Raw genomic sequence first — 21,841 nt, 5'->3', positions numbered from 1 at the left:
TGGCCTTCGTGGTATAAACAACCGCTGTCAGGCGACCGACGAGGGGCGAGCGCAGATGTCCTACCCGAACTACGGCCCGTCCCCCTACGGACCGCCGCCCCAGACCCACCCCAACGGCACGACGATCCTCGTGCTCGGCATCCTCAGCCTGGTCGTGTGCGGCCTGCTCGGCCCGTTCGCCTGGGTGATGGGCAACAAGGCGCTGCGCGAGATCGACGGCAGCGGCTACTACTACGAGAACCGCGGCATGGTGCAGGCCGGCCGCATCTGCGGCATCGTCAGCACCTGCCTGTGGCTAGCGGTGATCGCCTTCTACGTGGTCATCTTCCTCGTCGCCGGCGGCCTCGCGGTGTTCAACGGCGTCGGCTCCTAGCGAGCGCCGGCCGTAGTCGCCGATCCCCGACTCCAGCAGGTCGAACCCCGCCCGCGCCCGCTCACGCAGGTCGGTGAGGATCTCCTCGCGCGGCTCGCCCGCCGTGCTGCGGAGGGTGTAGTGCCGCCCCAGCAGGCGGGTCAGCCCGAGGATGTGCTGCGCCACCAGCTTGGGCGTCAGGTCGTCGTCGTCCGCGCCGGTCTCCTCGGCGATGGCCGCGGCCAGGCCCTCCTCGATCTCGGACTCCAGCTCGCGCGCCCGGGCCGCCAGTGACGCGCTCTCGCTGACCAGCCGCCCCCACACCTCGGCCCCCTCGTTGAAGCCGTAGCGCCAGTCGCCCTCGTCCAGGGCCTGGAAGAAGTCGCGCCGGAAGGCCGCCACCACGCTCTCGCCGGGCGCCCGCTCCCGCACCACCCGCGTGCGGAGGTCCCGCAGGTCGTCCCGCCGGTCGAGGAACAGGTCCTCCTTCGTGCCGAAGTAGTTGAAGACCGTGTTGACCGACACGTCCGCCGCGCGCGCCACCTCGGCCACCGTGACGTTGTCGAACCCGCGGGACATGAACAGCCACATCGCCACGTCCGCGATGCGCCGGCGGGTCTCCCGCTTCTTGCGCTCGCGCAGTCCTTCCTCCATGCGCTCATGCTACCCAATTTGCAGTCGCTCCAAAATTGCGTCTACTCTAAACTTGGAGGCGATGAAATTGATCAAGACAAAAGGTCTGAGCAAGACCTTCAAGGGCGGCGCCGAGGCCGTCAGAGGCGTGGACCTCACCGTGGAGGCCGGCGAGATCGTCGGCTTCCTCGGCCCCAACGGCGCCGGCAAGACCACGACCATGCGCATGCTGACCACGCTCCTGCCGCCCACCTCGGGCACCGCCACCGTGGCGGGCCACGACCTGCTCGCCGACCCGGCTGGCGTGCGGCGGCGCATCGGCTACGTCTCGCAGGGCGGCGGCGTCAACCTCGCGGCGCCGCAGGACGGCGAGCTGCGGCTCCAGGCCATGCTGTACGGCCTGAGCCGCGAGGAGGCGCGCGAGCGCGTCGCCGGGGTGCTGGACCGGCTGGAGCTCACCGGCATGGAGCATCTGCCCGGAGGCGCTCTGTCGGGCGGCCAGCGCCGCCGCTTCGACCTGGCCTTCGGCCTGCTGCACCGGCCGCCGCTGCTCTTCCTCGACGAGCCCACCACGGGCCTCGACCCGCAGAGCCGGGCCCATCTGTGGGACCACATCCGCGCGCTGCGTGCCGACCACGGCATGACGGTGTTCCTCACCACGCACTACCTCGACGAGGCCGACGCGCTCTGCGACCGCCTGCTGATCATCGACGGCGGCCGGATCGTCGCCGAGGGCAGCCCCGCCGAGCTGAAGGCCGGCGGCCGCACGCTCGACGACGTGTTCCTCGACATCACCGGCCGGTCGCTGCGCGAGGAGCTGCCGGCGTGATCGGGTCCGCGGCCCGGGACACGTGGCTGCTGTTCCGCCACAACTTCGCCGTCACCCTCCAGCAGAAGATCGGCGTCGTCATCGGCGCGATCCAGCCGCTGCTGTTCCTCGTCCTGTTCGGGCCGCTCTTCGCCACGATCGGCACCTGGGAGACGCTCGTGCCCGGCCTGATCATCCAACTCGGGCTCATGAGCACCGGCATGGCCGGGTTCGGCGTCGTCTTCGAGCGGCGCTTCGGGGTGCTGGAGCGGCTGCGCGTCACTCCGGCCAGCCGCCTGGCGCTGCTGCTGGGCCGGGTGCTCAACAACGTCGTCACGCTCATCGTGCAGACCGTGCTGCTCGTCGCCGTGGGCTACGCGTTCGGGCTGCGCGCTCCGGCGGCGGGCCTGCTGGCGGGGCTCGCGCTGGTGGTCGTGCTGGGCGCGAGCCTCGCCTCGCTGTCGTACGCGGTGGCGCTCACCATCGACGAGAACCTGTTCGCCCCGGTGATGAGCACGATCGTGGTGCCGCTGGTGCTGCTGTCGGGGTCGTTCCTGCCGATGTCGATGGCGCCGGTCTGGCTGGACGTACTGTCCCGCCTCAGTCCGTTCCGGTACGTGCTGGAGGCGCTGCGCGACCTGTTCGCCGGCCGCTACGCCACGGGCACGGTGGGGCTGGGCGTGGCGGTGACGGCGGCGCTGGCCGTGGTCGGCGTCACCGTCGGCACCCGCGTGTTCGGCCGCGAGAACGCCTGAACACGCGGGAGTCCGTGGATCAGCCTCGGACCTGCGCCGCGGCGCTGCTCAGGCGGCGGACCTGCGCCGCAGCGCAGCGATGATGCCCTCCGGGTCGATGGTGCCGTACCCGTAGTCGAAGTCGAAGCCCACCGCGCTGCGGTCGTCGGCGGTGCGCCGCAGCAGCGCCCGCAGCTGCGACGGCGTCAGCCGCGTGGACGGCCAGCGGGTGCGCAGCGCGGCGACGAGCCCGGCGGCGACCGGCGTGGCCGCCGAGGTGCCCGAGTCGGGCTCGGTGTCGCCGAACGCCCGCGAGCCGGAGAAGTGCGTGTAGGCGCACACGTCCGGCTTGCGGGCGGTCAGCCGTCCCGGCCCCTGCGAGGAGTAGCCGACCCGCTCGCCGGTGATGTCCACGCCGCCGATCGACAGCGCCTTGTCGTGCGAGTTGGCGCCGACGATCGGCCGGTCGGGGTAGGCGCACCGGCCGTCGCGGCACTGGCGCCCGCAGTTGCCCGCCGCGAACAGCACGTCGGCCCCCGCCAGGTCGAGCGCGGTCACCATGATGTTGAACGGGTGGGCCGGGTTGTCGGAGTAGTTGCCCGGATGGCCGACCGGGAAGTCCCACTCGGGGGAGAACGACCCCCAGGAGTTGGTGACCACCAGGGCCCGCGTCTCGGCGGGCTGCGCCTCCAGCACCCCGCGCAGGTGCGCGAACGCGGCCACCGCGTCCGACAGCAGCCCGTCGAGCGCCGACCCGCCGGGCCGCCTGGACAGCAGCACCGGCACGTCCACGAGCGTGGCCCGGGGCGCGCCGATGAGCGTGTCGAACGCGCACATCGTGCCATGGTTCACCTCGAACTGGCCCGGCCGCCCGCCGACGCCCGGGGGCACCCAGCTGCGCGCCGCGTCAAGGATGACGTCCCTGCCGAGCTGCCTCGTGGTGTGGGCGAGATTGATCCCGGTGTCGAGCACGGCCAGCGCCACGCCGGACCCGTCCAGCCCCTCGGCGCGCAGCGCGTCGGCGCCGAGCAGCCGCTCGACATCGTGCCAGGTGCCGACGGGCGGGTCGCCGCCGCAGGTCAGCGTGGTGTGGATGACCGGGTCGGCGAACACGCCGGTGACGTCGGGGCGCAGCGAGGTCAGCATCGCCACGCGGGTGGTCAGCTCGTCGTCGGCGATGACACCGCGCACCAGCACCGAGGCGTCCTCGGCGGCGAGCGAGAAGCCGAGCGGCTGGTTGAGCGACAGCGGGTCGCCGCCGGGCGGCGGCACCGGGCGCGCCAGCGGCACCGGCGGGTACGCGGGGTCGAGGACGACGCCGGGCAGCCCGTCGGCGACGTCGGCCACGGTGGCGCTCCGGCCGGGGTCGACGACGGCCTCGACCACGTCGGGGGAGGGGCGGAGCTGGATGAGGACGCGCATGGGGTCACCACCGGGGGATCGGAACGGTCGGACGCCCCCACGTTCCTGCATCCGGGGGACCGCGTCCAGCGGTTCGCCCTGGGCTGACCTGCACAAACATCATCAAGAGGGCGAACCGGCCGCGACGGGCTTCCCCGCGGCCGATCCGTTCACTACGGTGAGGCGGCATGACCCCCCAGGCCCCCCACGCACCGACCGGCGACCACTGGCTGGCGGTGCGGCCGAGGCTCGTCCTCGCCAGCGCGTTCATGCTCTTCCTGGAGCTGGCCCTGATCCGCTGGACCGGGTCCAACATCGTCCACCTGAGCTACTTCACGAACTTCGTGCTGCTCGGCTCGTTCCTCGGCATCGGGCTCGGCTTCCTGCGCGTGGGCAGGTCCAAGGGGCAGCCGTACTACTCGCCCGTGGTGCTGTTCGGCCTGGTCGTCGTGGTCCTGGCGTTCCCCGTCACCGTGGACCGCGAGACCGAGGGCGTCCTGTACTGGACGAGCCTGGCCACCACCGGGCCGCCCGCCTGGCTCATCCTGCCGGTGATCTTCTGCGCGGCGGCGCTCGTCCTCATGGGACCGGCCGAGCTGGTCGGCCGCTGCTTCCCCGAGCTGCCGCGCCTGGAGGCCTACCGCTACGACCTGATCGGCAGCCTGACCGGCATCGCCGCCTTCACCGCGCTGTCCTTCCTCAGCGCGCCGCCCGTCTTCTGGGGGGCCGTGGCCGCCGTCGCCTACGGGCTGCTGCTCACGCCGCGCCCCCTCCTGTCCTACCTCACGTTCGTCGCCGTGCCGTCCCTCGCCGTCGTCGGCCTCCTGCTGGCCGAGACGCTGACCGCCGGCGCCCTGTGGTCGCCGTACTACAAGGTCACCTTCCGGCAGTTCGAGCAGCTCGGCGTGCCGGTAACCGACATCGCCGTCAACGGCATCCCGCACCAGCAGGCCGTGCCCGCCGCCGCCCGGCTCCAGTGGGAGCGCCAGTACGGCCTGCCGTACGAGCGTGCCGCCACGCCGCCCCGCGACGTGCTCATCGTCGGCGCCGGCAGCGGCACCGACGTCGCCATCGCCCTGTCCAAGGGCGTGTCCCGGGTCGACGCCGTCGAGATCGACCCCAAGCTGCGCGAGCTGGGCGGCTCCAAGCACCCCGACCACCCCTACGACGACCCGCGCGTCACCACGCACGTCACCGACGGCCGCGCCTTCCTGGAGCGCAGCTCCGCCAAGTACGACCTGATCCTGTTCGCGCTGCCCGACTCGCTCACGCTCGTGTCGGGGGCCAGCTCGCTGCGCCTGGAGAGCTACCTGTTCACCGAGGAGGCCATGCGGGCGGCCCGCGCCCATCTCAAACCGGGCGGCGCCTTCTCCATGTACAACTACTACCGCGAGAGCTGGCTGGTCGACCGGCTGGCCTCCACCGTGAAGGCGGCCTTCGGCCACGACCCGTGCGTGGACGTCGTCAGCACCGCCGGGCAGCAGGCCGTCATCACCGCCGGCGTCACCCCGGCCGCGCAGCGGTGCGCCGCTCCGTGGGCCGGGGCCCAGGCCGGCACCCCGCCGCCCGCCGGCGACGACCGCCCGTTCCTCTACCTCAAGGACCGGACGATCCCGCCCATCTACCTCATCACCCTCGGCCTGGTCCTCGCCGCCAGCCTGCTCGCCGTCCGCGTCGTGGCCGGCCCGTACCGGCGGATGCGCCCGTACGCCGACCTGTTCCTGCTGGGCGTGGCGTTCATGCTGCTGGAGACGAAGAGCGTGACCGGGTTCGCGCTGCTGTTCGGGACCACGTGGGTGGTCAACGCCATCGTCTTCGCCGGGGTGCTCGTGGCGGTGCTCGCCGCCGTCGAGGTGACGCGCCGCTTCCGCACCCCGCCGCTGCCCGTCATGTACGGCGTGCTGCTCGCCGGGCTCTTACTGGCGTGGCTGGTGCCCAACGCGTGGCTGCTGTCCCTGCCGCTGCCGCTGCGGGCCGTCGCGGCGGTCACGGTGGCGTTCCTGCCGATCTTCGCGGCCAACGTGGTGTTCGCCAAGCGGTTCGCGGACACGGCCGACGCGACGACGTCGTTCGGGGCCAACCTGCTGGGCGCGATGGTGGGCGGCTGCCTGGAGTACCTCGCGCTGGTGATCGGCTACAAGGGGCTGCTCATCGTGGCCGCCGTCCTCTACCTGGGAGCGTTCGCACTGCTGCCCCGCCGGGGGGCGGTCTCGGCCTGACGGGGTACGGTCCCGGCCGGTTCGAACGGGGCCGGCCGGTGCGTCCGTGTCGCCTTCCGAAGTCGTCTCCACGAATGCTCGAAGCGGTCTGCACGCCCGCAGCGTGCAGGCCGTCTGGTGATTTCGCCGCTGAGCAGCAGCAGCGTTTGCCGGTCAGTTCGGACAGTACTTGAGTGTTGCGGCCGACTGGTTGGAGTGGGAGCAGGTCGCAAGTCGTGGGGAGCCCGGGCGCAAGCACGTTCGGCTCCCAGACGCCGGGTACGGATAAAAGGCGTGGCCTACGTCGCCGGCTGCTTGGTACGGTCGCGGCCATGGCGATCGTGGAGGCTCCGGGATGGATGGTTCGACGTGCGGGCACGGGCGACGTGGCTGGGCTCGTACAGCTTGCGCGACGGACAGCGTCCGTTGCGGATGAACCGGATGTGACCAAGCGGCTCAACGGGTGAGCAGCGCATCCGTGTCCCCCAGTCCTGCGGCCCGCATGAGCGGGCGAGCGTGGGCCCTGCTGCTCGTCCTGTGCGGAACGATCTTCCTCGAGGGCAGCGACGTCGCCATGCTGGCTGTTGCCGTTCCCACCATCCGCGCCGACCTCGGCCTGACCACCGGCACCGCGGCGTGGGTGATGAGTGGCTATGTGCTCGGCTACGCCGGTTTCACCCTGCTCGGCGGCCGCGCCGCCGATCTGCTGGGCAGGCGGCGGATGTTCCTCACCTGGCTGGGCGTCTTCCTGGTCTTCTCCATGCTGGGCGGCTTCGCGATCGACGGCTGGATGCTGGTCGTGGCCCGGTTCGTCACCGGCGTGGCGGCGGCCTTCATGACCCCCGCCGCTCTGTCGATCATCACCACCTCGTACCCGGAGGGGCCGCAGCGCGACAAGGCCCTGCTGGTCTTCGCCGGCGTCGGCGCCGGCGGCTTCTCGCTGGGCCTCGTCTTCGGTGGCCTGCTGACAGGACTCGGCTGGCGCTGGGTGTTCTTCGCCCCGGTGTTCCTGGCCGGCGTCCTCCTGCTGGCGGCGCTCAGGCTGCTGCCCGCCGAGGCCCGCCCTGAGCCCGCGCATCGCGGCTACGACCTGGCCGGCGCGGCCAGCGCCGCCGCCGCGATGCTGCTGCTCGCCTATGGCATCGTCCGGCTGGAGCACCGCGGCGAAGGGCTCGGGCTGACCCTCGGCGCGCTCGCCGCCGGGCTGGCACTGGTGGCGGCGTTCATCGTGATCGAAAGGCGCGCCAAAGCGCCGCTCGTCCGGCTGGCAATCTTCCGCAAGGCCGCGATGGTCCGGGCCAATGTCGCCGCGCTGCTCTTTCTGGGCGCGTTCTTCGGCTTCCAGTTCATCGTCACGCTCTACCTGCAGGAGCTGCGCGGCTGGTCCTCGCTGCAGACGGCGATCGCGCTGATCGCGATGGGGTGCGACGCCGTGCTGGCTCCCCTCCTCACTCCCCGCCTGGTGAACCGGTACGGCCACGCCCGGGTGATCTTCGGCGGCTTCCTGCTGGCGATCGTGGCCTACGGGCTCTTCCTGCTGGTGGAGATGGACTGGTCGTACGCGGCGATGTTCCCGACCCTGATCATCTCGGGCACCGCCTTCGCCCTCGCCTACGGTCCGCTCACGATCGCGGCAACCGACAGCGTGGCGGAGGAGGAGCAGGGTCTGGCCGGTGGCCTGCTGTACACATTCACCCAGTTCGGCTCGGCGGTCGGGATCTCGGCGGCGACCGCGGTGTACGGGATCGCCGTGGCCGGTGCCGATGGCTCCCCGGGCGCGGTGCTGCATGCCTACCGCACCGCGCTCGTCGTCCCGGTGGTCATGGTGCTGCTGGGGGCGGCGGTCTCCGCCTTCGGTCTGCGCGGCGCCAGGCCCGCCGCCGGCCGGCGGAGGGGCGCGGCACCCGCGGCCCGCGACGAGGTCAGCGACGGCGTTGCGCGGTGAGTGGTTGTCTCGGAACCGGTCTTCGGCACTCTGCCTGAGGTCGAGGATCAGAGACAGTCACTCCAGCGCTGGCGGGTCCACGCACCCTTGCCGGTTCGGCTCCCGGATCGTGGTCAACGTGGCCGATCTTGGCTTGCTGCTTGTCGATCCCGCGCCGCTCTGAAAGATGGCCATGGCAGCCCTCCCTCGGATGCGGGCCGGCCGCCGGGGCGGGACCTTGGACGTGGGCTGCACCAGCGCCACCTCATCCCGCGAAGCACGCCAATGCTCTCACCGTAGGCCGGTCGACGAGGTCGCTCACCCTCTCGCGGACCTGGACGAGGTAGCTGATGCTTTTGCGACTCAGAGGCCCGAGTGGTCTCTCCCCGGCCAGAGAGGGGGGCGGTCTTCGGCCCGACTCACGGACCGGGCCCTGCCGGTCTCCCCGCGGCGGGCGCGGGGAGACCGGCAGGCGTCACAGGCCGCAGAGCTCCTCGAGCGTCTTGGCCGTCTTCTGGGAGCCGTTGCGGGTCGGCGTCTGGGTCGGCCTCGCGGCCGTCGTCGCCGGGTCCGTCGAGGTGGGGGCGCCGGCCGAGGGCGCGCCGGGCGAGGCGGTGACATTCGCAGCCTGGGCGCGCCGGGCCGGCTTGACCGAGTCGGCGACCGCCTTGATCGCGGTGCGGCGGATCTTCACCCAGTCCGCGGAGCCCGGCCAGAAGTCCGGCGGGACGAACTGCATGCTGGTGATCTTGGCGCTCTTCACCTTGAACGCCAGCGCGGCCAGCGGCTTCACCAGCTTCTTGGGGATGTTGGTCTGCGCCAGGCGCTTCGCCGCTCCTGCGATCTTGGTGAAGTTGATCAGGATCTTGTCGGGGGTGGCCTGCTTGGTGAAGGCGCCGATGACGCAGCGCTGGCGGCTCATGCGGGAGAAGTCGTCGCTGTCCACCCGGGAGCGGCCGTACCACAGGGCTTCCTCGCCCGACAGCTTCCGGTAACCGGCCTTGATCGTGCCGGCGGTGCCGAAGTGGCCGCCCCACTTCACGTCCTGCTCGACCCGGATCTTCAGGCCGCCGATGGCGTCGACCAGGTCCGCGAAGCCGAACATGTTCATCAGCGCGTAGTAGTTGATCTTGAGGTTGAGCGTGTAGCCGATGGCGTCCATCAGCGCCCGGGGGCCCATGTTGTGGCGGCCCATGATCTCCGGGTGGTCGTTGGCGTACTGCCAGACCTCGTTGAGCAGGCCGCCGTTCGGCAGCTCGGCCATGTAGCCGTTCGGGAACTGCTTGTGCAGCGGCGACGACGGCGGGAAGCGCACGTGCTGGAGGTTGCGCGGCAGGCTGAACAGCACGGTGTTGCCCGTCTGGATGTCGACGCTGGCCACCGTCATGCTGTCGGTGCGCACGCCCGTCCGGTTGCCCGCCGCGTCGCCGCCGATCAGCAGGAAGTTCACCCGGTCCGCGCCGTTCCAGGGGTCCTCCTCCTTGATGGGCGCCACGTCGGGATCGTCGGGGACGCTGGGGAAGACGGCCTGGATGGCGTCCTTGGTCGCCAGCACGGCGTTCGCGGTCAGCGCGAACGGGGCCATCACCGACACGCAGAGCACGCCGACCACGATGCCGGAGACGATCTGGCCCTGCTGGTTGAGCCGGTTGGGGCTGAGCGTCACGTACGAGGTCACCACCACGGCGAACCAGCACAGCGCGCCCAGCGACGCTATCGCGGTCACCGTGATCAGCGCGCCGTCCCCGAGGAGATCGGTGACGTTCTCCTGGGTGCGCGTCAGGCCGTAGGCGAGGGCGGCGAGCAGCAGGACCGTGTACGCGCCGATCAGCGCCAGCCCGGTACGGCGATGCCCGGCGCGCAGATGCGCGACGCCGGGCACGATCACGGACAGGGCGGTCCAGCCGAGGACGGAGCCGACGGTCAGCGGCCTGGCGAAGCGGGGTGCGCCGCCGCCCGGCCGTCCCGGTCCCCGGCTTTCCTTCCCTCCGGACGGGCGGCCCTTGCCCGCCGGTCGCGTCCCAGCGGCCCGACCGCCCTCGGCGGACTCACGGGCCCGCTGGCCTTCCCCGGCTTCGGCCCGAGGGTCTTCGCCGGACTCATGGGCCCGGCGGCCCTCCCCGGTCTCATCGGCCCGGCGGCCCTTCCCGGTGTCATCGCTCCGGACGCCCTCGCCGGTGTCCCCGGCCTGGCCTCCTTCGCCGGTGGCGTCTCCAGCCCGGAGGCCCTCGCCGGTGTCCCCTGTGCGGCGGCCCTCACCGGACGCGACCGGCTCCGCGGCGGGGCGGGGTTCGTCGCTCCGGGGGCCCTCCCCGGGCTCCGGGGAGGGTTCGGCGCCCTCCGACGCGGAGGGGCCCGACCCGGAGCCGGTCGCCGCGCGAGGGCGGCGCGGACGCCGTTTCCCGCCCCCCGCCGCGGCGTCTACCCCATCGCGCTTGCTCACAGCGGCTCCTTCACGCCTACCAGGCAAAACTCGGTTTTGCCCCCCGTTGGGCACAAGATTGCCAGGATTCTAGTCCCCATATACGGACAACCGAGACATGTGCTCAAGCTGAGATGAACGCCCGATGACGTCAGGACGTCGTCGAGGAAGGGGCCATCCACGTGTTGCACTGATACGCCTGACTGCGCTCCCAGCCCTGCCGGAACCACCGGTTGTTGTTGGACGGCGAGCCGTGGTCACGCGGGTAACCCGGGTAGTCGCCCACCTGGCCGTAGAACCAGAACAGGCGGCCGCGGTCGGAGCTGCTCACCGGGTACGAGGCCGCGACCGAGCGCATCCACATGCCCGCGAAGCAGGTCGCCTGCAGCTCCAGCTTCCGGCTGAGCGCCAGCTTGCCGCTCCTGGCGCCCGTGTCCAGCGTGCGCTCCCACCAGGAGTCCATGAGACCCGTGATGTTCTGCACGTGGTGGCCGTACTCGTGGGCCATCATGCTGATGATCCCGCCGTTCCACGCGAGGAGCTGGCCGTACCCGCGGGATCTGCCGTTGCCCCGCGCCATCGCCGAGGTCGAGGCGTAGATGGTGTTGTTGCGCGGGCAGTAGTAGGGGACCATGCCGCCCGGCTGCGGGTAGTCGCCGCACGCCCCCCGGCCGCGCCTGGCGGCGATGGCGTAATCCGGCGGGCTGAACGCGATGCCCTGCTTCTCCAGGACCGGCCGCCACGCCTTGTCCATGCACGCGCCGGTCTTCAGGATGAGCGCCTTGAGCTGGGCGTGGTCGAACACGTTCGCGTTGCCGGCCCGGCAGTTCAGCCTCGGGAGCGAGCCGGCGCGGTAGACCGTGTTCGTCTTCAAACTCCGGTCCAGCTTGACCTGGGCCGGCGGGGTGACCGTGTCGTCGGGGGCCGGCGTCTCCTCGGTCTGCTGCGTGTCGTGGGTCTCCGAGGGCCGGGCCCGGGTCGTGGTGGGGAACGGGTCGGCGGTGCCGCGCGAGGTGGGCCGCTCGTAGGTGGGGATGGCGACAGGCGTGGTCGTCTCGGTCCCGGAGGAACTCCTGAACGCCACGGTGCCGATGACGAGCAGTACGAACAGCGCCGATATCGACGCGAACACCAGGCCCACGATCCCGGCCGCGCTCATGCCCCGCTTCTTCCGCGGCTGCTGCGGCCACCCGTACGGGCCCGGGGGCGGAGGTGGCGGTGGCGTCGGGGGCCGGGGCGGCTGGTACGGGGCTTGCTGGTACTGGTTCTGCTGATATGGGCCCGGCGGGTACTGGCCTGGCTGCTGTGGACCGGGTTGGTGGGGGCCTGGCTGGGGCGGCCACGCCGGGCCGCCTGGAGGTGGAGGCGGTGGCGGGACCTGCCGGGGCGGGCCCTGCGGGGGAGGGGGCGCCTGCGGGCGCGCGTACGGCGTGCCGTACGGGGAGGACGGCTGTCCCGGCTGCCCAGGCTGCTGCCCTGGGGCCGGATGCCCGTAAGGCGGCTGTCCGGGGACAGGGTGTCCGGACTGACCGTACGGCGGCGCGCTCTGAGGCGGCGCGGACGGCGTCCGGCCCTGAGGCGGCGCCGACGGCGGCCCGTAAGGGGACCCGCTCGGGGACGGCGCCGACGGCCATCCGTGCGGAGAGCCGTCCTGGGAAGGGGCGTGGTCTTCGTCGGACGGGCGGTGGCCGGGCGGCGGCCAGGGCAGTGACGGTGGCCGCTGGGGGTGGCCGGGCTCCTGGGGCGTGGGGGGATGCTGCCCGTTGCCTGTCACGCTGTCTCCCCGACTGGTCGCTTGTCCGTAATGCGTGACTTGAGAAGTCACTGGCCGGAGCTTTGCCAAATTTGGGGCAGAAGCATACTGATTTATCACCCGTCACGGATGTGACAGCACTCGGTCACGGTCCGAAATCATTCGAGGTGATCTCCGCTATGTTCCCCACCACGCGGCGGGCGGTGTCCTAGCTTCTTTGGCATGAACCTCCAGCAGCTCCGCTATGTGGTCGCGACTGCGGAGCACCGCACCATGACCGACGCGGCCAGGTCGCTCTATATCGCACAGCCTGCGCTTTCGCGTGCGATAAGGGATCTGGAACGCGAACTCGGCCTCACGCTCTTCGCCCGGTCCGGGCGCGGTGTCGTCGTCACCGCCCAGGGCCGCCGGGTGGTGAAGCTGGCGAGGGAGGCGCTCGACGCCGTCCACGAGATCGAAGGGCTCGCCAGCCACGCCGGCTCCGCCGACACGGAGCTGCGCATCGCCTCCACCCCCACCCTCGAACCCGGCCTCGCCGGGCGCCTCCTGCCCGCCTACGCCGCCGAGCATCCCGGCGTCCGCATCCAGATCGTCCGCTGCGAGGGACGCGAGGCCGTGGTCAACGCCATCCGGGAGCAACGCGCCGACCTCGGGCTCACCGACCTGCCCGTGCCGGCCGACCTGATCACCCATCCCCTGGAACGCCAGGAGATCGTGCTGATCTCGCCCCCCGGCATGGAGCTGCCGAACCCGGTGCCGATGGGCCGCCTCGACGGCATGCGCCTGGCGTTACCCGCCCGTGGCAGCCTGCGGCGCAGGGAGCTGGACGCGATGTTCGGCAAGTACTCCGTCAACCCGGTGGTGGTCCTGGAGACCGACGAGCGCAACGGCTGGCTCAATGCCGTGCGCAGTGGGAAGGCGTCGCTGCTGTGGTACCGGGGGATGGCCGAGCAGGCCAGCCGCGCCGGGCTCGTGGTGCGCTCGCTCGAACCCGCCGTCCGCCGCGTCATCGCCGTCGTCCACGCCCGCCGCCGCCTGCCGCTGATCGCCCAGGACTTCCTGTCCGCCGCCGAGAAGGGCCCCGCCGCCTGACGGCGCCGCCCTCGACCGCCTCACCCCTCACTCCCCACCCTCACTCCCGCACGGGCTACGCCCCTGCCGTCGGCACCGAACCCTCCTCCGGTGCCACCCAGCCCTTCCGGCACCGCACCACCGGTCGGCCTGCACCACCGGTCGGCCCCGCACCACCGGTCGGCCCCGCACCACCGGTCGGCCCCGCACCGCCGTCGGCCCCGCACCACCCGCCGGTCCGTTACGGCCACCCCGCGGACGCCGCCTTGGCGCAACCCGGTTGGGCTGCATGTCCCGTATGTCCTGGGAGGCCTGGGTGCCCGCCCCACCCGGCACCGGGTCCACCGGGGTGGGCTCTGGAACGGTCCGCCGGGGACTGCCGCACAGAGGACGCACCCGTGACGAGACCGCGCTCAGGTCTGTCACCGAACGGCGGCGGGCGGCCGGGCCTTCGCCGCCGCCGTCCCGGAGCGTCGCCCGCACGGCGCGCGGGACACCGCCTGCGGGACACCGGCTGCGGGACACGGCGTGCGGGACAGGGCGTTCCGGAGAGGTGCACCGGCCGCCCTGGCGTGCCGACCTGGACTGCGGGGCGGGAGGGTGGGCTGGAGGTGGGTGGGTGCGCGGTACGCTCGCCCCTGATGAGCACTTTGCGGCTGCGCCACCGGACGTTCGGGCCGGGGGAGTACGCGGTGATGGCCGTGGTCAACCGAACCCCCGACTCGTTCTACGACAAGGGCCGCACCTACGGCTTCGGCGCGGCCGTCGAGGCGGTCGACCGGGCCGTCGAGGGCGGCGCTGACATCGTGGACATCGGCGGCGTCAAGGCGGGCCCCGGTGACGAGGTGGACTCCCGCGAGGAGATCCGCCGGGTCGCCGGGCTGGTCGAGGCCGTCCGCGAGCGGCACCCCGAGCTGATCATCAGCGTCGACACGTGGCGTGCCGAGGTGGGCGAGGTGGTCGCCGGCGCCGGCGCGGACCTGCTGAACGACACCTGGGGCGGCCCCGACCCGGGCCTGGCCGAGGTGGCCGCGCGGCACGGCATCGGGCTGGTGTGCGCCCACGCGGGCCCGGCGGCGCCCCGCACCCGGCCGCACCGGGTCGCCTACGCCGACGTGGTGGCCGACGTCGTCTCCCACACGGTGGGCCTGGCGCGCCGGGCCGTGGCCGCCGGTGTGCCGCGCGAGTCGATCCTCATCGACCCGGCCCACGACTTCGGCAAGAACACGTACCACTCGCTGGAGATCAGCCGCCGGCTGGGGGAGATGACCGCGACCGGGTGGCCGGTGCTGGTGGCGGTGTCCAACAAGGACTTCGTCGGCGAGACGCTCGGCGGGCTGCCCGTCGAGGAGCGGCACGCCGGCACGATCGCCACCCTGGCGGTGTCGGCGCTGCTCGGGGCGCGGGTCTTCCGGGTCCACGACGCCGCGTCCGCCCGCACGGCGCTGGCCGAGATCACCCGGCTCGTGTGATCCGGCGGCCGGGGCAGCCGTACGACTGATCCGGCGGCCGGGGCAGCCGTACGACCGGTCAGACGGCCGGGGGCAGCCGTACCACGGCTCGCAGCCCCGGCCCGGCGTCCTCCAGGTGGACCGTGCCGCCGTGGGCGCGCACCGTCTCCCGCACGATCGCCAGCCCCAGCCCGGCCCCGCCCTCGTCCCGGCTGCGTCCCGAGTCGAGGCGGGTGAACCGGTTGAACACCCGCTCCCGGTCCGCCTCCGGGATGCCAGGCCCGTCGTCGGTCACCGTCAGCACCCCGTCACGCGTCAGAGCCACCTCCACCTTGGAGGCGGTGTGCCGGACGGCGTTGTCCACCAGGTTCGTCAGCACGCGGCTCAGGTCGAGGGCGTCGCCCCGCACCACCACCGGGTCGCACACGGTCAGCCGCGCCTCGCCGTACCTGTCGACGATCTGCCGCACCACCTCGTCGAGGTCGACCGGCTCCCTCCGGGCGGGCACGCCGCCGCGCTCGTCCAGCCGGGCCAGCGCGAGCAGGTCCTCGGCCAGCCGCGACAGCCGCATCGCGTCCTCCAGTACGCCCTCGGCCGTCTCCGGCCAGTCCTGCCCCTCGGGGTGGCCGAGCGCCACCTCCAGTTGCAGCCGGATGCTGGCCAGTGGGCTGCGCAGCTCGTGCGCGGCGTCCGAGACGAGGGCCCGCTGGCGCTGCTCGGCCTCCTCCAGCCGGGCCAGCATGCCGTTCAGCGTGACGGCCAGGAAGTGGACCTCGTCCCGCGACTCGGGCACGGGCAGCCGGCGCGAGCGCGCCGTGTGCGTGATGTCGGCCGCGCCCCGGCGCAGCGCGGCGATCGGCCGCAGCGTCCGCCCGATGATCATCCAGCTCGCCAGGGCCAGCACCACGACCAGCAGTGGCGTGCCGACGAGCAGCACCCGCCCCGCCGTGCCGATGCTCGTCTGGATCTCGCCCACGGGCCTGGCCGCGAGCACGGTACGCCCGTGGTCCGCGCTGACCGCCATCACCCGCAGCGGCCCCGGGATCGCGTACGGCCGGCCGTCCAGGAAGATCGCGGAGCCGTCGCGCAGCAGCCGCGCCCGCTGCCGGGCGTCGACCAGCGGCACCAGCCGGTCGGTGCCGTACGTGGCGTGCGTGATGCGGCCGGAGGCGTCGACGACCTGCACGATCGTGCCGTCGTTGGTGGTGATCGGGTTGGTCAGGGTGCCGGCGTCGGCGTGGACGCGCACGGTCTGCGCCTGCTGCCGCGTCGTCTCGTCGATGGTGTCGACCAGCGCCCGGTCCAGCACGCTGACCAGCACCGACGCCGACAGCGCCAGCGCCGCCGCGAGCACCGCGACGGCCACCACGGTCAACCGGAACCGCAGCCCCTGCCGCCGCCACCACGCGTACGGAGTGTCAGCCACCGTCGCCGGCCAGCCGGTAACCCGCGCCGCGCACGGTCTGCAGGGAGTTGCGGCCGAACGGCCCGTCGAGCTTGCGCCGCAGGTAGCCCACGTACACCTCGACCACGTTGGGGTCGGTGTCGAAGGTGTCCCAGACGTGCTCCAGGATCTCCGCCTTCGACACCACCTCGTCGCGCCGGCGCATCAGGTACTCCAGCAGCGCGAACTCGCGGGGGGTCAGCTCCACCGGCGTCTCGCCGCGCTGGACCTTGCGCCGCGCCGGGTCGAGCGACAGGTCGCCGGCCGTCAGCACGGCCGGGCGCCGCCCGGAGTCGCGCCGCAGCAGCGCGCGCAGCCGTGCCACCAGCACCACGTACGAGAACGGCTTGGTCAGGTAGTCGTCGGCGCCCAGGTCGAGCCCGTCGGCCATGTCGTACTCGCCGTCCTTGGCCGACAGCATGAGGATGGGCACCCAGTTGTCCTCGGCGCGCAGCCGCTTGCACACGTTGTAGCCCGACAGGCGCGGCAGCATGATGTCCAGCACCACCACGTCGTAGTCGCCGTGCCGGGCCAGGTGCAGCCCGTCCTCGCCGTCGTGGGCGAGGTCGACGGCGAACCCCTCGGCCTGCAGCCCGCGCTGCAGCGCCGCCGCCATCCGCCGCTCGTCCTCGACGACCAGTACTCTCATGCGCCCCATCCTCCCGTGCCCGCCCTGAGACGGAGCTGAGAAGGCTGAGAGCCGTCTCAGCCCGTCTCAGGCTCCTCAAAGGATGCATGACGCAAGCTGCTGACATCGACATGAGCGTCGAGCTGAACATCCGCATACGGTTGAGGAGTGACATGCGTAGAGGCACGTTCGTGAGGTGGGCGGTCCCGGTCGCGGCGGCTGCCGTCATCGGAGGGGCGCTCGGCGCCGGTCCCGTCATCGCCGCCGTCAGCGGTGAGCCGGCGCTGCCGGAGCGGTCGGCGCAGCAGCTGCTCGCCGACGCGGTGGCCGCGTCCCAGGGCAAGGACGGACCGCCGGCCATGTCCGGCACCGTCCAGCAGACCGCGTCGCTCGGCCTGCCGGCCCTGCCGCAGAGCGGCGGCGAATCGCCGTTGACGCTGCTGTCGGGCTCGCACGAGATCAAGGTCTGGTACGGCTCCAGGAACCGGCTCCGCGTGGCCATGCCGACCCAGATGAACGAGACCGACCTGATCGTCAACGACGACCAGACGTGGTACTGGGACAGCGCCGCCAACACGGCGACCCGCCTCAAGGTCAAGGCGGGCGCCAGGGACACACCCGCGGCGCACCCCCTGGCCACGTCCACGCCCGCGGCGATGACCCCGCAGGCGGTGGCCGAGCACCTGCTGGCCACGGCGGGCGAGTACAGCACCATCAGCGTGGCCAACACCGACAAGGTGGCCGGCCGTCCCGTCTACCAGCTCGTCGTCGCCCCCAAGGACGAGGGCTCGCTGGTGAAGGAGGTGCGGCTCTCGCTCGACGGCGAGACGTACGTGCCGCTGCAGGTGCAGGTGTTCGCCAAGGGCTCGTCCGAGCCGGCGTTCCAGCTCGGCTTCACCCAGGTGACGTTCAGCCAGCCGGCGGAGGAGAACTTCACCTTCACCCCGCCCGCAGGGGCCAAGGTGAAGGATGCGACCATCGGCGACGAGCCGGCGGCCGCAGGTCAGGAGAGGGCCGAGGAGGCGAGGAAGGCCGCCGCCGACCGGCTGAAGGTCGTCGGCGAAGGCTGGACCAGCGTCGCGGTGCTGAAGATGTCCGAGGCCGACCTCAAGAGCCTGCAGTCCGGGCAGCCTCCGCAGAACGGGCAGAACGGGCAGAACGGGCAGAACGGCCGGAAGGGCCAGGACGGCAAGGGCGACGGCGCGCAGGCCGCCGCGATCACCGACGGGCTGCTCAAGGCGGCCACCCCGGTGAGCGGCACGTGGGGCTCCGGCAAGCTGATCACGACGAAGCTCGTCACCGCCCTGATCACCGACGACGGCCGGGTCCTCATCGGCGCGGTCACCCCGGAGGAGATCACCAAGGCGGCGGGCATCAGGTGACCACCGTCACGCTCGAAGCGGGGGCGCCCTTCGGGGCGGCCCCGCCCTCCGCCGGCCCCGCGATCGTCACGCGGGAGCTCACCAAGCGCTTCCGCGGCGGCCAGGTCGCGGTGGACGCGCTCGACCTGACCGTGCCACGCGGCTCGGTCTTCGGGTTCCTCGGGCCGAACGGCTCGGGCAAGACCACGACCATCCGCATGCTGCTCGGCCTCGTCGCGCCCACCTCCGGTGAGCACGAGCTGCTCGGGCTGCCGCTGGGCGAGGCGCTGCCCCGGGTCGGTGCGCTGGTCGAGGGGCCCGCGTTCTACCCGTACCTGTCGGGCGAGGCCAACCTGCGCCGCTTCGACGCCGCCGACCCCACGGCGCCGCCCGCGACCGCGCGGCGGCGCGTCGCCGAGGCGCTCGACCGGGTCGGCCTGACGGCCGCCGCGGGCAAGCGCTACCGCATGTACTCGCTCGGCATGCGCCAGCGGCTGGCCATCGCCGCGGCGCTGCTCGGGCCGCGCGAGCTGCTCGTCCTGGACGAGCCGACGAACGGGCTCGACCCGCAGGGTACCCGGGAGGTGCGGTCGCTGGTCAAGGAGATCGCGGCCGGCGGCACCACGGTGTTCGTCTCGTCGCACCTGCTGGCCGAGGTGGAGCAGATGTGCACCCATGCGGCCGTCATGCGGGCCGGCCGGCTCGTCGCCCAGGGGTCCATGGCCTCGCTCAGCGGCGGCCAGGCCACCCGGGTCCAGGTGCGGACGCCGGACCCGGCCGGCGCGCAGCGCGTCCTGCGCTCGCTGGGCCTGGCCGACGTGCGGGCCGACGCGCGGGCCGACGCCACGGCGGAGGGCTCCGCGGTGAGCGCCGAGCTGGGCGGGCACGCGCCGGAGCGGGTCAACGCCGCCCTCGTGGGGGAGGACGTGGCCGTCCGGGGGTTCGCGGTCGTACGGCCGAGCCTGGAGGACGTGTTCGTCAGACTGACGGGAGAGGGATTCGATGTCGACGGCTGAGACGCGCCCCCGGCGCACCCCGGGCCTCGTCCCGGTCTCCGAGACGCTCCGCACCGCCGACCGCGACAGCCCCGAGTTCGCCCCTGCCGTGACCGAGGAGCCGGCCGTGGCCGAGGCGAGCACCGGATCGGACGCCGCCGGGGGAGGTGCCCGGGACGACGGCGGGCCGCTCGCGCGCCGTGCCGGGGCGTTCTGGCGGCTGCTCGGCTCCGAGCTGGGCCTAACCTTCCGCCGGCCGCGCAACCTCGTGATGCTCGCCGTGCTGGCCAGCGTCCCGATCATCCTCGGCGTCGCGCTGCGCCTGGTCGCCGACGGTATGGGCGACGACGGCCAGGGCGGCGGGATGGGCGGCCTCATCCAGTCGGTCGCGGGCAACAGCCTCATGCTGGCCTTCGCGTCGCTGTCGTTCCTCGTCGTGCTGCTGATGCCGGTCGCCGTGAGCGTGGTGGCGGGCGACGCGATCGCCGGCGAGGCGGGCGCGGGCACCCTGCGCTACCTGCTGGCCGCCCCGGCGGGGCGCACCCGGCTGCTGGCGGTCAAGTACCTGAACGCGGTCGTGTTCTCCTTCGCGGTCGCCGCGGTCGTGGCGGTGTCGGCCCTGCTGACGGGGCTGGCGTTGTTCCCGGTGGGGCCGGTGACGCTGCTGTCGGGCACCACCGTGTCCGTGGCCGACGGGCTGCTGCGCATCCTGGTCAGCGTCGGGTACGTCGGGGCGGGCATGGCCGCGCTGGCGGCCGTGGCGCTGGCGCTGTCGACGTTCACCGAGGTGTCCATCGGGGCCATCGCGGGCACCGTGGTCATCGTCATCGTGTCGCAGGTGCTGCGCGCGGTGCCGCAGCTGGAGGCGGTCAGCCAGTACCTCCTGCCGACCTGGTGGCCGCGCTTCGACGGGGCGCTGCGCGACCCGATCGACCTGGGGGCGATGCGGGACGGGCTGGTCGCGTTCGGCGCGTACATCGTGCTGTTCGGCTCCGTGGCGTGGGCGCGCTTCACCGGCAAGGACGTCACGTCCTGAGCCCGCCGCCGGGCCGGTGGCCGGGGGCGCGGCCGGGGAGGAGTGGCGGGGAGAGTGGCGGGGGCCGGAGAGCCTGCCCCCGCGTGGCTCTCCGGCCCCCTGACCCGGTCTTTCCGCAGCTTGCGCGCGTACCGGGTGCAAGGTGTGGATGCCCGATAACCATCCGTGTATGGGTCATCGCACCCCGATGTGGGGCACTTCACAGGGGCCGGGAGGTGTTTCCGGGGCCGTCCCCCGGATAGGGGACCCGCGAGAGCGGACCAGACCCAAGGGAGGCACCGACATGGGGACCGACGACAAGATCTCCAACAAGGCGGAGGAACTGAAGGGCCGGGCCAAGGAGAACCTCGGCGACGTCACCGACGACGAGCAGCTCCAGGCCGAGGGCCGCGCCGACCAGACCGAGGGCGCGCTCAAGCAGGCCGGCGAGAAGGTGAAGGACGCCGGGAAGAAGGTCAAGGACGCCTTCACCAAGGACACGTGACGGTGACCGCGCACGCCCCGCGGCGCGGACCCCGGGTGGGGCCCGCGCCGCGGTGGCCGGTCACGGCATCAGCCGGATGAACTCCTCCAGCGAGAACCGTCCGTCGCCGTCCGCGTCGCCGGTGTCGCGCAGCGCGGGCATCGCCTCGGCCGGCAGCGCCGGGAAGTGGGCCCGGAACTCCGTCTCGGTGATGTAACCGTCGCCGTCGCCGTCGAGCGCCGCGAACTCCCTCTTCAGCCGCGTCAGCCGCTCATCCGTCACGTCTCATCACCTTTCCGTCGGGGGCCCGTTCAGTAGGGGGCACGTCCTTCCCGACAACCTAGCGACCCCGCCGGGCCGGCTCGCGGGCTGCCCTGCCCGTCAGGAGGGGCGGCGGCGCAGGGCCAGGGCCGCGACCACGATCCCGACCACGCCCACCAGGAGCCCCGCCCCGCCCAGCAGCCGGGCCGTGCCGTCGGAGGCGGACGACGCCGCCACCGGCCGGGCCGCCACGGAGGGCGCCGAGGCGGGGGCGGCGGCCGGGCTCGCCGCCGGGCCGGTCTCGGCGGCGGCCGGGGTGAGCTTCAGCACCGGCGCCGGGTGCTCCGCCTCCGTGCCGTCCGTCTTGGGGGCGTCGGACCAGTTCACGACCTCGCCGCCCGAGTATGTCTGCTTGGTCGGGAACATCAGCTGGTCGACGCCCTCGGGCAGCTTGCCCATGGACACCTCGAACTCCTGGAACTCGCCCTTGGAGATCTTGCCGCCGGACCAGACGACCTTGGAGACGGCTTCGGTCAGGTCGCCGTACTCGGTCTTGACCGGGGCGGGCAGCTTGCTCTCGGTGACCTTGACCGTCCAGCCCGGCACGGGCTTGACCGACACGAACGCCAGCGGGTGGTCGGTGGGGAAGGTGACCTCGACGCGCTCGGTCGAGGCGTCGTCGCGCTCGTTCGGCACCCGGAACGCGACCTTGGTGAAGCCGCCCTGCTCGGCGGCGGCGGGGTTGATGGTGACGTGCGCCAGGGCGGGCAGCGCGGTGGCGGCGGTCACGGCGGTGACGGCGGCGAGCACGGTGACGGCGCGGCGCGCGAGCGAACGCCCGGATGGCATGGTGAAGGACATGGTGAATCTCCACGTAGGGCTTGGGGGAAGGAAAAGGGGTGTCAG

The 21,841-nt window shown here is 72.7% G+C and carries 19 protein-coding genes; 11 read left to right on the top strand and 8 right to left on the bottom strand.

From position 1 onward, the window contains the following. Nucleotides 1–55: 55 nt before the first annotated feature. Nucleotides 56–373, top strand: a complete 318-nt coding sequence (locus AB0H64_RS01055) for a DUF4190 domain-containing protein (protein WP_357618495.1) — start codon at nt 56–58, stop codon at nt 371–373. Here AB0H64_RS01055 and AB0H64_RS01050 read toward each other — a convergent pair. Then, entirely contained in the window at nt 296–1,006 is a 711-nt protein-coding gene (locus AB0H64_RS01050) for a TetR family transcriptional regulator (protein ID WP_357618492.1), read from the bottom strand. The genes AB0H64_RS01055 and AB0H64_RS01050 overlap by 78 nt on opposite strands. 61 nt (nt 1,007–1,067) lie before the next feature. On the opposite strand from AB0H64_RS01050, the gene AB0H64_RS01045 reads away from it, so the two are divergent. After that, the gene (locus tag AB0H64_RS01045; protein ID WP_357618489.1) at nt 1,068–1,814 is read left to right on the top strand and encodes an ATP-binding cassette domain-containing protein; all 747 of its coding nucleotides are present in this window, start codon (nt 1,068–1,070) and stop codon (nt 1,812–1,814) included. Beyond that, nucleotides 1,811–2,548 carry an ABC transporter permease gene (locus AB0H64_RS01040; RefSeq protein ID WP_357618486.1) on the top strand — a complete coding sequence of 246 codons (738 nt, stop codon included), beginning with the start codon at nt 1,811–1,813 and terminating at the stop codon, nt 2,546–2,548. Before AB0H64_RS01045 ends, AB0H64_RS01040 begins: the two co-directional genes overlap by 4 nt. Nucleotides 2,549–2,596: 48 nt before the next feature. On the opposite strand, the gene AB0H64_RS01035 is transcribed toward AB0H64_RS01040, so the two are convergent. Next, nucleotides 2,597–3,949, bottom strand: coding sequence for a S8 family serine peptidase (locus tag AB0H64_RS01035; RefSeq protein WP_357618485.1), 1,353 nt, complete (start codon nt 3,947–3,949; stop codon nt 2,597–2,599). A 167-nt stretch (nt 3,950–4,116) separates the two neighbouring features. Here AB0H64_RS01035 and AB0H64_RS01030 point away from each other — a divergent pair, with 167 nt between their 5' ends. After that, complete coding sequence (locus AB0H64_RS01030) at nt 4,117–6,147, top strand: spermidine synthase (RefSeq protein WP_357618482.1); 2,031 nt, start codon at nt 4,117–4,119, stop codon at nt 6,145–6,147. Nucleotides 6,148–6,604: 457 nt separating this feature from the next. Then, nucleotides 6,605–8,071, top strand: a complete 1,467-nt coding sequence (locus AB0H64_RS01025; RefSeq protein WP_357618479.1) for an MFS transporter — start codon at nt 6,605–6,607, stop codon at nt 8,069–8,071. Nucleotides 8,072–8,525: 454 nt separating this feature from the next. Here the strand turns inward: AB0H64_RS01025 and AB0H64_RS01020 are convergent, their stop codons facing one another. Together AB0H64_RS01020 and AB0H64_RS01015 are read right to left on the bottom strand one after the other, a co-directional pair. Beyond that, a complete protein-coding gene (locus tag AB0H64_RS01020) occupies nt 8,526–10,493 on the bottom strand; it encodes an LCP family protein (RefSeq protein WP_357618476.1) in 1,968 nt (655 codons plus the stop codon). Between the two features lie 130 nt (nt 10,494–10,623). Next, the gene (locus tag AB0H64_RS01015; protein WP_357618473.1) at nt 10,624–11,631 is read right to left on the bottom strand and encodes a neutral zinc metallopeptidase; all 1,008 of its coding nucleotides are present in this window, start codon (nt 11,629–11,631) and stop codon (nt 10,624–10,626) included. An 816-nt stretch (nt 11,632–12,447) separates the two neighbouring features. Between AB0H64_RS01015 and AB0H64_RS01010 the strand changes: the two genes are divergently transcribed. Both AB0H64_RS01010 and folP read left to right on the top strand, forming a co-directional pair. Then, nucleotides 12,448–13,317: a LysR family transcriptional regulator gene (locus AB0H64_RS01010; RefSeq protein WP_357618470.1), complete on the top strand. Its 870-nt coding sequence runs from the start codon at nt 12,448–12,450 to the stop codon at nt 13,315–13,317. Between the two features lie 620 nt (nt 13,318–13,937). Next, nucleotides 13,938–14,768 carry a dihydropteroate synthase gene (gene folP / locus AB0H64_RS01005; protein WP_357618467.1) on the top strand — a complete coding sequence of 277 codons (831 nt, stop codon included), beginning with the start codon at nt 13,938–13,940 and terminating at the stop codon, nt 14,766–14,768. A gap of 58 nt (nt 14,769–14,826) precedes the next feature. On the opposite strand, the gene AB0H64_RS01000 is transcribed toward folP, so the two are convergent. Further along, entirely contained in the window at nt 14,827–16,173 is a 1,347-nt protein-coding gene (locus tag AB0H64_RS01000) for an ATP-binding protein (protein WP_357618464.1), read from the bottom strand. Further along, a complete protein-coding gene (locus tag AB0H64_RS00995; RefSeq protein ID WP_357618462.1) occupies nt 16,166–16,840 on the bottom strand; it encodes a response regulator transcription factor in 675 nt (224 codons plus the stop codon). Before AB0H64_RS00995 ends, AB0H64_RS01000 begins: the two co-directional genes overlap by 8 nt. 152 nt (nt 16,841–16,992) lie before the next feature. Here AB0H64_RS00995 and AB0H64_RS00990 point away from each other — a divergent pair, with 152 nt between their 5' ends. From AB0H64_RS00990 to AB0H64_RS00975, 4 genes are all read left to right on the top strand, one after another. Then, complete coding sequence (locus AB0H64_RS00990) at nt 16,993–18,201, top strand: DUF2092 domain-containing protein (RefSeq protein WP_357618459.1); 1,209 nt, start codon at nt 16,993–16,995, stop codon at nt 18,199–18,201. Then, complete coding sequence (locus tag AB0H64_RS00985) at nt 18,198–19,196, top strand: ABC transporter ATP-binding protein (protein ID WP_357618456.1); 999 nt, start codon at nt 18,198–18,200, stop codon at nt 19,194–19,196. Before AB0H64_RS00990 ends, AB0H64_RS00985 begins: the two co-directional genes overlap by 4 nt. Next, on the top strand, nt 19,183–20,211 hold the full coding sequence (locus AB0H64_RS00980; protein WP_357618453.1) for an ABC transporter permease: 1,029 nt from the start codon (nt 19,183–19,185) through the stop codon (nt 20,209–20,211). The genes AB0H64_RS00985 and AB0H64_RS00980 overlap by 14 nt, the downstream gene beginning before the upstream one ends. Nucleotides 20,212–20,494: 283 nt before the next feature. Continuing rightward, nucleotides 20,495–20,695 (top strand): CsbD family protein, encoded by a 201-nt coding sequence (locus AB0H64_RS00975; protein WP_357618450.1) that lies wholly within the window; start codon nt 20,495–20,497, stop codon nt 20,693–20,695. A 60-nt stretch (nt 20,696–20,755) separates the two neighbouring features. Here the strand turns inward: AB0H64_RS00975 and AB0H64_RS00970 are convergent, their stop codons facing one another. Both AB0H64_RS00970 and AB0H64_RS00965 read right to left on the bottom strand, forming a co-directional pair. Then, nucleotides 20,756–20,956 carry an EF-hand domain-containing protein gene (locus AB0H64_RS00970; RefSeq protein ID WP_357618447.1) on the bottom strand — a complete coding sequence of 67 codons (201 nt, stop codon included), beginning with the start codon at nt 20,954–20,956 and terminating at the stop codon, nt 20,756–20,758. A 99-nt stretch (nt 20,957–21,055) separates the two neighbouring features. Then, entirely contained in the window at nt 21,056–21,784 is a 729-nt protein-coding gene (locus AB0H64_RS00965; RefSeq protein WP_357618444.1) for a YcnI family protein, read from the bottom strand. Between the last annotated feature and the right edge of the window lie 57 nt (nt 21,785–21,841).

The sequence above is a fragment of the Nonomuraea sp. NPDC050733 genome, from assembly GCF_040654215.1.
GTDB lineage: Bacteria > Actinomycetota > Actinomycetes > Streptosporangiales > Streptosporangiaceae > Nonomuraea.
This window is presented reverse-complemented; position numbering and strand designations above follow the sequence as displayed.